The following is a 12,495-nucleotide window of genomic DNA, read 5'->3' on the forward strand; positions in this document are numbered from 1 at the left end:
TCAACAAGGCTAAGCTCCGGAAAAGCTCGTTCAAGTGTGAAACTTCGAGGTGATAAAAATGGCATTCAAGCCATTGATCGGCGTTACAGCGTGCGTCAAACAAATTGGCCTGCACCCCTACCACGTCAGCGGCGACAAGTACTTGCGTGCTGTCAGCGTCGCGGCTCTGGGGCTGCCCGTGGTCATTCCTTCCCTGGGCGAACTGACCGAAATCGAGGACCTGCTCGCGCAGCTCGACGGTCTGTTGCTGACCGGCTCGCCATCGAATGTGGAGCCCTTCCACTATCAAGGCCCGGCCAGCGCTCCCGGCACGGATCACGATCCGGCGCGGGACGCCACGACTCTTCCTTTATTGCGTGCAGCGATTGCCGCCGGCGTGCCGGTGCTCGGTATCTGCCGTGGCTTCCAGGAAATGAACGTGGCGTTCGGCGGCAGCCTGCATCAGAAGGTCCACGAGCTGCCGGGCATGCTCGATCACCGTGAAGCGGACAGTCCGGAATTGGCGGTGCAATACGCGCCGGCCCATGCGGTCACCGTGCAACCGGGCGGCATGTTTGAAGCGCTGGAGTTGCCCGCCGAGTTCATGGTCAATTCGATTCATAGCCAGGGCATCGATCGACTGGCGCCGGGCCTGCGTTGCGAGGCGGTGGCGCCGGACGGTTTGATCGAGGCGATCTCGGTGGACCACAGCCCGACCTTCGCCGTCGGTGTGCAATGGCACCCGGAATGGCAGGTGCTTTCGAACCCTCAGTATTTAAGTATTTTCCAGGCGTTTGGCGACGCATGCCGGCAACGGGCGGCGCTACGTAAAAAACGCTGACGACTTAAATCCTCATCCAACAATTTAACTGCCCTCGTGAACGGGCGGCTGCGCCGACGCGCGCTGCTTCTTCACGCGTAAAAAACGAAACAAGACAACAACAAGCACCACCAGGCAGCCAGGACGGCGGCGCCGAATAAGCCCGAGCGGTCAGCAAGCGCAATCTCCTGTAGGAGCGAAGCTTGCTCGCGAAGGCGGTGTATCAGGCAACGATTATGTCGACTGACACACCGTCTTCGCGGGCAAGCCTCGCTCCTACAAGGGCCAGCGCCGACCGGCATCCCGGGCTTGCAATCAACTATTAAGTCAGGCCGCGTTGGCCCGACGACTGAAACCTGTTGGGAGTTTCACATGGCAAATGCCTCCAGCACTTACAGGAAGGCTCTTGAAGGTCACCAGGCCCCGAAAAAGGTCTTGGTGAAAATCGATCGCGTGACCAAGAAGTTCGACGAAACCACCGCCGTGGACGATGTGTCCCTGGAGATCCATCAAGGCGAAATCTTCGCCCTGCTCGGTGGTTCCGGCTCGGGCAAATCGACCCTGCTGCGCATGCTCGCCGGTTTCGAACGCCCGACCGAAGGGCGGATCTTGCTCGACGGTGTCGACATCACCGACATGCCGCCCTACGAGCGGCCGATCAACATGATGTTCCAGTCCTACGCGCTGTTCCCGCACATGACGGTGGCGCAGAACATCGCCTTCGGCCTGAAACAGGATCGGTTGTCCGCCAGCGAAATCGACGCCCGCGTCGAAGAGATGCTGCGCCTGGTGCACATGACCCAATACGCCAAACGCAAACCCCATCAGTTGTCCGGCGGCCAGCGTCAGCGCGTCGCCCTCGCCCGCTCCCTGGCCAAGCGTCCGAAGCTGCTGTTGCTCGACGAACCCATGGGCGCGCTGGATAAGAAGCTGCGCTCGCAGATGCAACTGGAACTGGTGCAGATCATCGAACGGGTCGGCGTGACCTGCGTGATGGTGACCCACGACCAGGAAGAAGCCATGACCATGGCTGAACGCATCGCGATCATGCACCTCGGCTGGATCGCCCAGATCGGCAGCCCGGTTGACATCTACGAAGCGCCGGTCAGCCGCATGGTCTGCGAATTCATCGGCAACGTGAACGCCTTCGACGGCACCGTTGTCGAGGACCTGGAAGGTCACGCGATCATCCACAGCCCGGATCTGGAACAGAAGATTTACGTCGGCCACGGCGTCAGCACTTCGGTGCAGGACAAGTCGATCACCTACGCCATCCGCCCGGAAAAAATGCTGGTCAGCACGCTCAAGCCGGAGCAGCGCTACAACTGGTCCCAAGGCAAAGTGCATGACATCGCCTACCTCGGCGGCCACTCGGTGTTCTACGTCGAATTGCCTGGCGGCAAAGTCGTGCAGTCGTTCATGGCCAACGCCGAACGCCGGGGCGCGCGTCCGACCTGGGACGACAAGGTCTACGTGTGGTGGGAAGACGACAGCGGCGTGGTACTGCGCTCATGAAAACCTTCAATCAGCAATTTCTAAGACTGGTCCCCAGCGGGCGCAAACTGGTGATCGGCATTCCGTTCATCTGGCTGTTCCTGTTCTTCATGCTGCCGTTCTTTCTGGTCATGAAAATCAGCTTCTCGGAAGCGGCGCTGGCGATTCCGCCGTACTCGGAGATCTACACCTTCGCCGAGCAGAAATTCCAGCTGCTGCTGAACCTCGGCAACTACTCGTTGCTGACTCAGGATGAGCTGTACATCTCGGCGTACCTCGGTTCGTTGAAGGTTGCGCTTTTCAGCACGCTGATGTGTCTGGTGATTGGTTTCCCGATGGCCTACGCGATCACCAAAGCGAAAAAGGAAACGCAGAACGTCCTGATGTTGTTGATCATGATGCCGACCTGGACCGCGATTCTGATCCGCGTGTATGCGTGGATGGGCATCCTCAGCAACAACGGTTTGCTCAACGCATTTCTGATGTGGACCGGGATCACCGATCACCCGATCGAGATCCTCAACACCAATACGGCCGTGTATATCGGTGTGGTCTATGCGTATCTGCCATTCATGGTGTTGCCGCTCTACGCCAACCTGGTGAAACACGACGGCAGCCTGCTGGAAGCCGCATCGGACCTGGGTTCGAGCAACTTCAACAACTTCTGGAAAATCACCGTGCCGCTGGCCAAGAACGGCATCATCGCCGGTTGCATGCTGGTGTTTATTCCGGTGGTCGGCGAGTTCGTGATTCCGGAACTGTTGGGCGGCCCTGAGACGCTTATGATCGGCCGTGTGCTGTGGCAAGAGTTCTTCAATAACCGCGACTGGCCGGTGGCGTCTGCCCTGGCGGTGGTGATGCTGTTGATCCTGATTGTGCCGATTCTGCTGTTCAACCGCAGCCAGGCCAAAGAGATGGAGGCACGGGGATGAAACGCTTCGGATTTTCAAAGTTCATGCTGATTTTCGGCCTGTCGTTTATCTACCTGCCGATGCTGATCCTGGTGATCTACTCGTTCAACGCTTCGAAACTGGTGACGGTGTGGGGCGGCTGGTCGGTGAAGTGGTACGTCGGTTTGCTCGACAACACGCAACTGATGGGCTCGGTGGTGCGCTCCCTGGAAATCGCCTGCTACACCGCGATTGCGGCGGTGGCGCTGGGGACGTTGGCGGCATTCGTGCTGACTCGCGTGACCCGCTTCAAGGGCCGCACGCTGTTCGGTGGTTTGGTGACGGCGCCGTTGGTGATGCCGGAAGTGATCACCGGTCTGTCGTTACTGCTGTTGTTCGTGGCCATGGCGCAGTTGATCGGCTGGCCGCAGGAACGCGGTCTGGTGACGATCTGGATTGCTCACACGACTTTCTGTGCGGCGTATGTGGCGGTGGTGGTTTCGGCGCGTTTGCGTGAGCTGGATCTGTCCATCGAAGAAGCAGCCATGGACCTCGGTGCGCGGCCGTTGAAGGTGTTCTTCCTGATCACCATTCCGATGATTGCGCCATCGTTGGCGGCGGGCGGGATGATGTCGTTTGCTTTGTCGCTGGATGATTTGGTGTTGGCGAGTTTCGTGTCTGGGCCGGGTTCCACCACGCTGCCGATGGAAGTGTTCTCGGCGGTGCGTCTGGGGGTTAAACCTGAGATCAACGCGGTGGCCAGTCTGATTCTGCTCGCGGTTTCGATCGTGACGTTCATGGTCTGGTACTTCAGCCGCCGCGCCGAAGCCACCCGCAAACGCGCGATCCAGGAAGCAATGGACCAGACGGCAAGTGAGTCTTGGACACAACCGAAAAAGCAAATGGTTGGGGCAACGACCTAATGTAGGAGCTGCCGCAGGCTGCGATCTTTTGATATTGCTTCTTAAAATCAAAAGATCGCAGCCTCGTTTCACTCGACAGCTCCTACAAGAAGATGTGTCCGCTTCCTCGCTACAGGTTTTATGTTCACCGCACTTTTGCTTTGCGCAATTTGAATAAAAAAGAAATGGAGTTGTACCGATGAAAATGTTTGGCAGGACTCTGCTGACACTGTCCTTAGTGGGCGCCCTTGCGACGGTTGCCCAGGCCAACGACAAGGTTCTGCGCGTTTATAACTGGTCGGATTACATCGCCCCGGACACGGTCAAGAAGTTCGAAGACGAGACCGGGATCCGCGTGACCTACGATGTGTTCGACAGCAATGAAACCCTTGAGGCACGCCTGCTCGCGGGTAAATCCGGCTACGACATCGTGGTGCCGTCCAACAGTTTCCTGGCCAAGCAGATCAAGGCTGGCGTGTATCAAACGCTGGATAAATCGAAGCTGCCGAACTGGAAAAACCTCAACCCGGTGCTGCTGAAAAACGCCTCGGCCAGCGACCCGGATAACGCTCACGCCTTCCCGTACATGTGGGGCTCGATCGGCATCGGTTTCAACCCTGCCAAGGTCAAGGAAGTGCTCGGGGCCAATGCGCCGACCAATTCCTGGGATTTGCTGTTCAAACCGGAGAATGCGGAAAAGCTAAAAGCTTGTGGCATCAGTTTCCTTGATTCGCCCACCGAGATGCTCCCGGCCGCCCTGCACTATCTGGGCTACCCGGTGAACTCCCAGGACAAGGCGCAGATCGCCGAAGCTGAAGCGTTGTTCATGAAGATCCGGCCGTCGGTGGCGTACTTCCATTCTTCGAAGTACATCTCTGATCTGGCCAACGGCAACATCTGCGTGGCCGTGGGTTACTCCGGCGATGTGTTGCAGGCCAAGGCCCGCGCCAAGGAAGCCGGCGACACGGTGAAGATCGACTACAGCATCCCGAAAGAAGGCGCCGGCAGTTTCTATGACATGGTCGCCATCCCCCGGGACGCGGCGAACGTCGATAACGCCTACCTGTTCATGAACTTCCTGATGCGCCCGGACATCATCGCCGAGATCACCAACAACATCGGCTACAGCAACGCCAACGCCGCGGCGACACCGTTGGTGGATGAAGCGATTCGTGATGATCCCGGCTCGTACCCGTCGCAGGCTGTGATGGCGACGCTGTATGCGATCCCGGACATGCCGATTGGTGTTCAACGGGTCATGACCCGAGGCTGGACCCGTGTGAAGCTCGGGAAGTAATTCGCTTGAAGACGCCTTCGCGAGCAGGCTCGCTCCCACAGGGAATGTGTGTTCACACCGCTCTAATGTGGGAGCGGGCTTGCTCGCGAAGACGGTGGCACATCCAACATCGATGGCGACTGACACACCGCTTTCGCGAGCAAGCCCGCTCCCACAGGGGTCCGTGGTGAAACACAGACTTGTGAACGACAACGATCCCCTGTGGGAGCGAGCCTGCTCGCGAAGAGGCCCTGACATCCAACATCAATTTCAGCTGTCCCCTCTTCCGTTCACGCAGCGCCTTACCACCGCTGCACTTCCTGCGAACGGCCTCACCTGGCTCCTCGGTTAAGGTGAACTTCAGGCGCCCTCGGGCGCCTTTTTTTGTACTAGGCAATCAGCGGCCATTCGGCCAGCGCGCGATAGCGGCCCTTGTGGGATTCGAACAGCGTGAAATGCTCGGCGCGCAGGATAAATTCGGGCGGTTTCTCGGACTCAGGCACCGGCAATCGGTAGTCCCGCATCAAGGTCAAATGCGGCCGAAACTCCTTCGGCGAATCCTCAAATCCAAACGGCAACATCGCCTGCTCCAGCGCATACACCAGCCGCAACAACTCCGGCGGCGCCTGCTCCGACGCCAGCACCAAAACCCCATGCTTGCGCCACACATCCACTCTATCCAGCACCACCCGCAACGCCACGCCCGGCACCCGCACCTTCGCCGCCGCCGTGCAGATATCGGCAATCTGCGCCACACCCACCGCGCCCAGAAACTTCAACGTCAGGTGAAAACTCTCCGCCGGCACCGGCCGTCCGCTGCGCAGTTGCAAAGCGCCGCGCCACTGGGCAATCGCCCGCCGCTGCAGCGCCCCGCAGTCCAAGGCAAAGAACAGCCGCTTGAACGGCTCATGGGATTCGTCGCTCACGCCTGGCACCTCCTGACATGCACGTTATAGTTGAACCAACCGAATCAACCGGAGGGCGCCATGCGAGAGATCATCAGCAAAGAGCCATGGTGGGCGATGCCGCCGCAACCCGGCCAGAATGAGTCCGAGCTGGAGTGGGGCTGGCTGGTTCACTATAGCGAAGGTGAGCCGCGTTTCGAGTTCGTCCGGGAACGGCCGACGGACAACGAGATCCGTGATCGCAAGAGTTGCAGGATCACCCCGTCGCCGGAGTGATCCTGCGCTGGTTTTTTACGCCTGCACGATAATGTTGAACCCACCAAAGATCAGGCGCTGGCCATCGAACGGCATCGGATTGGCGTCCGGTTGCATGCGCGGATCGTCCATCAGTTTCTGCATCCCGGCATCGCGGGTGGCCTTGTCCGGCCAGATGATCCAGGAAAAGATCACCGTTTCGTCCTCCTTGAGTTTCACCGCCATCGGGAACGAGGTCACCTTGCCGTCGGGCACGTCATCGCCCCAACACTCGACGACGCTCAGGGCGCCGTTCTCCTTGAAGATCACCGCAGCGTCCTCCGCGTGTTTCTTGAATTTTTCCCGATTGGCGGTGGGGACTGCAGCGATAAAGCCATCGACGTAAGACATGGTCGTTCTCCTGCTGGGTTAGGGGTCGATCTGCTGAGTAGTCGATTCCGCCGGGCTCCAATCGACAGCACCGTTACCCGAACTGACCGACGGTACTTCAGCGCTCCCCGCCAGATTCCCCTCGATTTGCGCGGCCAAATACAGCGTGCCCGCCATGACGCCGGTGGTCGGGTTTTGCAGTAGCTTCGCCCAGGCCTTGTCGAAGGTGTTGCCCAGGCTGCTGCGGATCAGCGCTTCGCTGTCCGGCCTGTCGTTGGCCTGGATGATCGCGCGGATCCCCGCCACGCCCACCGTGATCAAGCCGCCGGCCAGTTTGCCCGCCGCCGCCGCCACAGCACTGGCAGCGCCACGGGTGGGCATTTCGGCTTCCATCCGTTGGCTGGCGCGCTTGGCCACCGGCGCCATGGCGGTTTCCGTCGAATCCACGCCTCTGTCGCCACCGGCCTTGTGGATCTTGTCGATCAACGCGGCATAGGCCGGCAACGTGTTCAGCGGTTCGGTATGCACCACTTGATACAGCGAAGCGTCCCGGGCCGGCGGCGGCCCCAGGGCGATCGCCGGAATCTTCTGGATCCGCCCGTTGAGTTGCGCCATCGGCACGCCGTGGCGCTGGGAAATTTTCTGCAGTTCTTCCTGGAGAATGTCCACGTAGAACGCTGTGGCCAGACCAAGAATCGCATCGGGATCGATCTCCACCGCGACGGGCGCCAGCACGCGCTTCTGGTATTGATCGAGCAGATAAGCGGCCAGGCGTTTGGCCGAGGCATCCTGCTCGCCCGTGGCGCTGATCGTGTACCAACTGACCTTCATCGACAGCCATTCCTGGGTCCAGTAACTGCTGAACCAGGGAATGAAGTTCTCTTCGGTCAGTTGATAAACCCGCGTGCGCCAGTAATCCATGGCCCCGCGCGCGTAGATTTTGGTCTGCTCGGTGGCCGATTGCGATGCGGCGACAATCTCCCGGTCGACCTGCTGCCAGGTGCTCGGCGCCACCACCACGACCGGCGCTGGCGCCGGGGCACGCGCAGACGTGGCGCAACCGGCCAACACCACTATCACGGCGACGATCAGCGAACGCAGGTTCAAGATCGCGGTGTCCTGGAGTCGCTCCCGAGCGAAATGCCCGGTGCTCATAAAGCTATTGAGTTGAGTATAGGTTCAGGGTTTTGGCCGTTCGTCTGGAGTTTTTTTGGTGTCCTTTAGGCCGTCTTCGCGGGCAAGCCTCGCTCCTACAAGATCGGCGATAGAACGATGAAAAAACCTTCACCATCATTCCCGTCGATATCCACCATCGTAACGAATGCCTTCCGCATAAAAACCGTCCGGTGCACGATCAGCCCATACCCACTGCAAACCCCGTATCGGAGGGGCACATCATGTTGATCCATCTCCTGACTTGCCTGGCCCTGACCGCCGTCACCCTGACCCTGTTTTCGCGTTTCGTCCTGGACATCGGCCACACCGAGGAGCACCCGTCATGATCCGCATCGTCACTTTGGCCGTCAGTTTCCCGGTGTTCGGCACCAACTACTATTCGCAGCACGTGGTCTCGCGCAAAGAGATCGCGCTGGTATTCGACAAGAACTTCGAAGCGCTGCTGATGCCCGCCGCCGCCAATCACTTCAGTAACGAAGTGGTCGGGATCAATGACCAGTTCCGCTTTCTGAACGATGTGCTGGTCGAGCATCTGCTCGATGCCGAAATGGCCCAGCCGTCATCCCGTCAATTCACCTTCTGATGAGCGTCACTTGCCCAGGTTTTGATTCATCAAACCGGGTTGTTCATTGGCGCTCTGCCACTGATGCAAGTTCTCGCAGCCTTTCACGTTGACTTCGGCCAAGTGACTGCGGGCGTCGCAGGTCATCGACCATTTCTGCCGCAGTGACGGGTACTTGATGAAGTCCGCGCGGGTCGGTGGTTCGCAGGCGGATAACAGTGCGGCAGACATTACCGTGGCGGCCAATTTCCAGGCGGCCGGATAGCTCATTTTTGATTTCATGATTATTGGTTTCCGATTGAGGAAAACCAATGCTATGACCGGAATGGCTCTACTAGAAGAGCCACTTACAGGGCATTTCATGGGGCCATTTTCTGAAGACTGACGACGCCTTCGCGAGCAAGCCCGCTCCCACAGGGGGTTTTGTATAGGTCAGTGAAAGTTGCTTTCGTCGCCCCACGCGGCAGCCCCGATCCCCCGGACTAAACTTAATGCACGCAGGACGGGGTCCTCGTCCTGATCATTCCCACGACCACCGCCCAGGGGCGCACGCCTCGACAAACAAGGCCTCTGGACCGTGATCCTGCAATAGGAGCACACGTGATGGACGAGGCCAGACTTAACGATTTCATGGGCAAACTGGTCAACGACATGGGCGGCGCGGCGATGCTGGCCAATGTCATTCTCGGCGAAGAGCTTGGTTTGTACCGGGCCATGGCCGACAGCCAGTCAGTCACTCCCGAAGCACTCGCCGACAAGACCGGTTGCCACCCTCGCCTGGTGCGCGAATGGCTCAGCGCCCATGCCGCGTCCGGTTACATGGAACACCAGGACGGCCAGTTCCGTCTGCCCGAAGAACAAGCCCTGGCCTTGGCGATCGAGGATTCGCCGGTGTACATCGCCGGCGGTATCGGCGTGGTCGCGTCGTTTTTCCATGACAAGGACAAACTGGTCAAAGCCTTTCGCGGCGACGGCGCCCTGCCTTGGGGCGAGCACCATCCTTGCATGTTCAGCGGCACCGAACGGTTTTTCCGCCCTGGCTACAAGGCGCACCTGATCGCCGAATGGCTGCCGGCCCTGGAAGGCGTGGTCGCCAAACTCGAGGCCGGGGCCAAAGTCGCGGACATCGGCTGTGGGCATGGCGCCTCGACCGTGATCATGGCCCAGGCGTTTCCGGATTCGCGGTTCGTCGGCTTCGACTACCACGCACCCTCGGTCACCGTCGCCACCCAACGTGCCGAAGCCGGAGGTGTGTCGGGACGCGCGAGGTTCTTTCAGGGTACGGCGAAAAGCTATCCGGGCACCGACTATGACCTGGTCTGCTACTTCGATTGCCTGCACGACATGGGCGACCCGGTCGGCGCTGCGCGGCACGCCTATGAATCGCTGAAACCGGACGGTTCGGTGCTGTTAGTCGAGCCTTATGCCAATGATTCTCTGGACGACAACATCACCCCGGTGGGACGGCTGTTCTATGCGGCTTCGACGTTTATCTGCACGCCGAACTCGTTGTCCCAGGAAGTCGGCCTCGGGCTCGGTGCCCAGGCCGGTGAGGCGCGGTTGCGCAAGGTGTTTACCGAAGCCGGGTTCAAGCATTTCCGTCGGGCCACGGAAACGCCATTCAACCTGATTCTTGAAGCGCGCAAATAGACACCGCCCCCCGTAGGAGCTGCCGAAGGCTGCGATCTTTTGACGTTGTCTTTCAAGATCAGATCAAAAGATCGCAGCCTTCGGCAGCTCCTACGGGGGGATTGTTTTTCTCCGCCTGGCAAATGCTACCCTGCAAACACTCAAGGTCCCCCGGAGTGTTGAACATGCTCGACAGCCCTATCCGCGAACAGCTCGACCGACTTCAACAGTTAATGGCCGACCAGCCGTTCGCGGTGCTGACTGGCGCCGGGATCAGCACGCCGTCGGGCATTCCGGACTACCGCGACAACCAGGGCGTACGCCGTGGCCGGCAGCCGATGATGTATCAGGAATTCCTCGCCGCCCCCGAATCGCGGCGCCGTTACTGGGCGCGGGCGATGCTGGGTTGGCCGCGGGTGCGCCTGGCCAGTCCGAACGCGGCCCATGAAGCGCTGGCCAGTTTGCAGAGTTCGCGACAGATCGGCGGGCTGATCACCCAGAACGTCGACACCTTGCACGATCAGGCCGGCAGCCACGACGTGATCGAACTTCACGGCAGCCTGCACCGGGTGCTGTGCCTGGACTGCGGCCAGCGCAGCGAACGCGATGCAATCCAGCAACTGATGGAAGCGCAAAACCCGTACCTGGCGGGAGTCGATGCAGTGCAGGCGCCGGATGGCGACACCCTGCTCGATCCGGCGTTTGAGGCGCGCTTTCAAGTCCCGCACTGCCCCCATTGCGGCGAGCAACGGATGAAGCCGGACGTGGTGTTTTTTGGCGAAAACGTCGCGCAGGTGACGGCAGCCAAGGCCATGGCGGCAGTCGAGAAAGCGGCGGGATTGCTGGTGGTGGGGTCGTCGTTGATGGCGTATTCGGCATTTCGGTTGTGCCGGGCGGTGGTGGATCAGGGCAAACCATTGATTGCGATCAACCTGGGCAAGACCCGGGCGGATGAGATTCTGGATATGAAGATTGAGGGGTCTTGCGAGCAACTGTTGCCGCTGCTGACACAGCGCCTCTCCCACTGAAAACACCGGCCCATTGTGGGAGCGGGCTTGCTCGCGAAGGCGGTGGGTCAGTCGATATGGATGTCGACTGACACGACGCCTTCGCGAGCAAGCCCGCTCCCACAGTGGGGGTGTGTTCACTCGATGGACAGGCGCTGGCCTAGATCGGCCTCCTTGAAAATATCAAACAACGCCTGCGCCGCCGCTGACAGTTCATGCCCCGGTTTGGTCAGCACACCAATCGCCCGTTCCACCACCGGGTCGCGCAAGGTGATGCAATGCGCGCCCAATTCCTGCATTTGCCGCACGCACAACGCCGGCACCGCGCTCACGCCCAGCCCGCTGGCGACCATTCGCCCGACCGTCGCCAGTTGATGGCTTTCAAACTCGACCGGCAGTTTCATACCCCGGGCTTGCAAGTGTTCTTCGAGCATCACCCGCACCGTGGACGGTCGCTGCAAGGTGATAAACGGTTCCTTCAATAAGGTCTGCCAATCGATATCGTCGAGTGTCGCCAGCGCCGAATCATGCGGCACCACCGCGACAAAGCGGTCGATGTACAACGGCGTAAACTCCAGCGAGGTGCTGTGGGCCGGTTCGAACGACACGCCAAGCTCAACTTGGCGGTCGCGAACCATTTCCAGCACCTGCTCGTTGATCACGTCGTTCACCGTGACGTTGACCTTTGGGTAACGCGCGCGGAAAGTCTTGAGGATCGGCGGCAGCAGGTTGCCGGCAAACGACGGCATCGCTGCTACCGTCACGCGGCCACGCTGCAAAGTGAAGCGCTGGCGCAGTTCATCTTCGGCATTGTCCCAATCGGCGATCAGCCGACGGGCCAGCGGCACCAGGGATTCGCCCTCCGGGGTCAGCGCGACGTTACGTGTATTGCGGCTGAACAGACGCCCACCGAGGCCTTCTTCGAGGGCCTTGATGGTCAGGCTCAACGCCGATTGTGACAGGTGCAAGCGCTCACAAGCCACGGCAAAACTCAGGCTCTGGGCCACGGCGAGGAAGGCGCGGATCTGCTTGACGGTCATCTCGCTTTGCTCCAGTTGCGTAGGAGCTGCCGCAGGCTGCGATCTTTTGATCTTGATTTTCGGCGGTTTTCAGATCACTAAAGAGCAAGATCAAAAGATCGCAGCCTTCGGCAGCTCCTACAGGGTTGATTGGTGAGTTTTATCTATCAATCAACCTTAAAAATCAACTTAACAAATGAATACGCCAGCGC

At 59.7% G+C, this 12,495-nt stretch carries 14 protein-coding genes; 9 read left to right on the forward strand and 5 right to left on the reverse strand.

Annotation, left to right across the window (positions count from 1 at the left end; translation table 11 throughout):
• Positions 1–58: 58 nt before the first annotated feature.
• The 5 genes from LOY68_RS19300 (at position 59) to LOY68_RS19320 (ending at position 5,382) form a co-directional block, all read left to right on the forward strand.
• Positions 59–820, forward strand: coding sequence for a gamma-glutamyl-gamma-aminobutyrate hydrolase family protein (locus LOY68_RS19300; protein WP_265039184.1), 762 nt, complete (start codon positions 59–61; stop codon positions 818–820).
• Between the two features lie 351 nt (positions 821–1,171).
• A complete protein-coding gene (locus LOY68_RS19305) occupies positions 1,172–2,314 on the forward strand; it encodes an ABC transporter ATP-binding protein (protein ID WP_054614296.1) in 1,143 nt (380 codons plus the stop codon).
• The gene (locus LOY68_RS19310; protein ID WP_265039186.1) at positions 2,311–3,225 is read left to right on the forward strand and encodes an ABC transporter permease subunit; all 915 of its coding nucleotides are present in this window, start codon (positions 2,311–2,313) and stop codon (positions 3,223–3,225) included. The genes LOY68_RS19305 and LOY68_RS19310 overlap by 4 nt, the downstream gene beginning before the upstream one ends.
• Positions 3,222–4,106, forward strand: coding sequence for an ABC transporter permease subunit (locus LOY68_RS19315; RefSeq protein ID WP_265039188.1), 885 nt, complete (start codon positions 3,222–3,224; stop codon positions 4,104–4,106). Before LOY68_RS19310 ends, LOY68_RS19315 begins: the two co-directional genes overlap by 4 nt.
• A 178-nt stretch (positions 4,107–4,284) precedes the next feature.
• Complete coding sequence (locus LOY68_RS19320) at positions 4,285–5,382, forward strand: polyamine ABC transporter substrate-binding protein (protein WP_265039190.1); 1,098 nt, start codon at positions 4,285–4,287, stop codon at positions 5,380–5,382.
• A gap of 368 nt (positions 5,383–5,750) precedes the next feature.
• Here the strand turns inward: LOY68_RS19320 and thpR are convergent, their stop codons facing one another.
• The gene (gene thpR, locus LOY68_RS19325) at positions 5,751–6,287 is read right to left on the reverse strand and encodes an RNA 2',3'-cyclic phosphodiesterase (protein WP_265039192.1); all 537 of its coding nucleotides are present in this window, start codon (positions 6,285–6,287) and stop codon (positions 5,751–5,753) included.
• A 60-nt stretch (positions 6,288–6,347) separates the two neighbouring features.
• On the opposite strand from thpR, the gene LOY68_RS19330 reads away from it, so the two are divergent.
• Positions 6,348–6,542: a hypothetical protein gene (locus LOY68_RS19330; RefSeq protein WP_054051121.1), complete on the forward strand. Its 195-nt coding sequence runs from the start codon at positions 6,348–6,350 to the stop codon at positions 6,540–6,542.
• A gap of 15 nt (positions 6,543–6,557) precedes the next feature.
• Here the strand turns inward: LOY68_RS19330 and LOY68_RS19335 are convergent, their stop codons facing one another.
• Together LOY68_RS19335 and LOY68_RS19340 are read right to left on the reverse strand one after the other, a co-directional pair.
• Positions 6,558–6,911: a DUF1428 domain-containing protein gene (locus tag LOY68_RS19335; RefSeq protein WP_054051119.1), complete on the reverse strand. Its 354-nt coding sequence runs from the start codon at positions 6,909–6,911 to the stop codon at positions 6,558–6,560.
• Positions 6,912–6,929: 18 nt separating this feature from the next.
• Positions 6,930–7,997, reverse strand: a complete 1,068-nt coding sequence (locus LOY68_RS19340) for a hypothetical protein (RefSeq protein WP_265039194.1) — start codon at positions 7,995–7,997, stop codon at positions 6,930–6,932.
• Positions 7,998–8,388: 391 nt separating this feature from the next.
• Here LOY68_RS19340 and LOY68_RS19345 point away from each other — a divergent pair, with 391 nt between their 5' ends.
• Positions 8,389–8,649, forward strand: a complete 261-nt coding sequence (locus LOY68_RS19345) for a hypothetical protein (protein WP_054051117.1) — start codon at positions 8,389–8,391, stop codon at positions 8,647–8,649.
• A gap of 6 nt (positions 8,650–8,655) precedes the next feature.
• Here the strand turns inward: LOY68_RS19345 and LOY68_RS19350 are convergent, their stop codons facing one another.
• A complete protein-coding gene (locus LOY68_RS19350) occupies positions 8,656–8,898 on the reverse strand; it encodes a hypothetical protein (protein ID WP_239512083.1) in 243 nt (80 codons plus the stop codon).
• A 333-nt stretch (positions 8,899–9,231) separates the two neighbouring features.
• On the opposite strand from LOY68_RS19350, the gene LOY68_RS19355 reads away from it, so the two are divergent.
• Complete coding sequence (locus LOY68_RS19355) at positions 9,232–10,278, forward strand: class I SAM-dependent methyltransferase (protein WP_265039196.1); 1,047 nt, start codon at positions 9,232–9,234, stop codon at positions 10,276–10,278.
• Positions 10,279–10,442: 164 nt separating this feature from the next.
• Positions 10,443–11,285, forward strand: coding sequence for an NAD-dependent protein deacetylase (locus LOY68_RS19360; RefSeq protein ID WP_163914139.1), 843 nt, complete (start codon positions 10,443–10,445; stop codon positions 11,283–11,285).
• Positions 11,286–11,401: 116 nt separating this feature from the next.
• Here the strand turns inward: LOY68_RS19360 and LOY68_RS19365 are convergent, their stop codons facing one another.
• Positions 11,402–12,304, reverse strand: coding sequence for a LysR family transcriptional regulator (locus LOY68_RS19365; protein WP_265039199.1), 903 nt, complete (start codon positions 12,302–12,304; stop codon positions 11,402–11,404).
• Between the last annotated feature and the right edge of the window lie 191 nt (positions 12,305–12,495).

The sequence above is a fragment of the Pseudomonas sp. B21-053 genome, from assembly GCF_026016365.1.
Lineage (GTDB): Bacteria > Pseudomonadota > Gammaproteobacteria > Pseudomonadales > Pseudomonadaceae > Aquipseudomonas > Aquipseudomonas nunensis.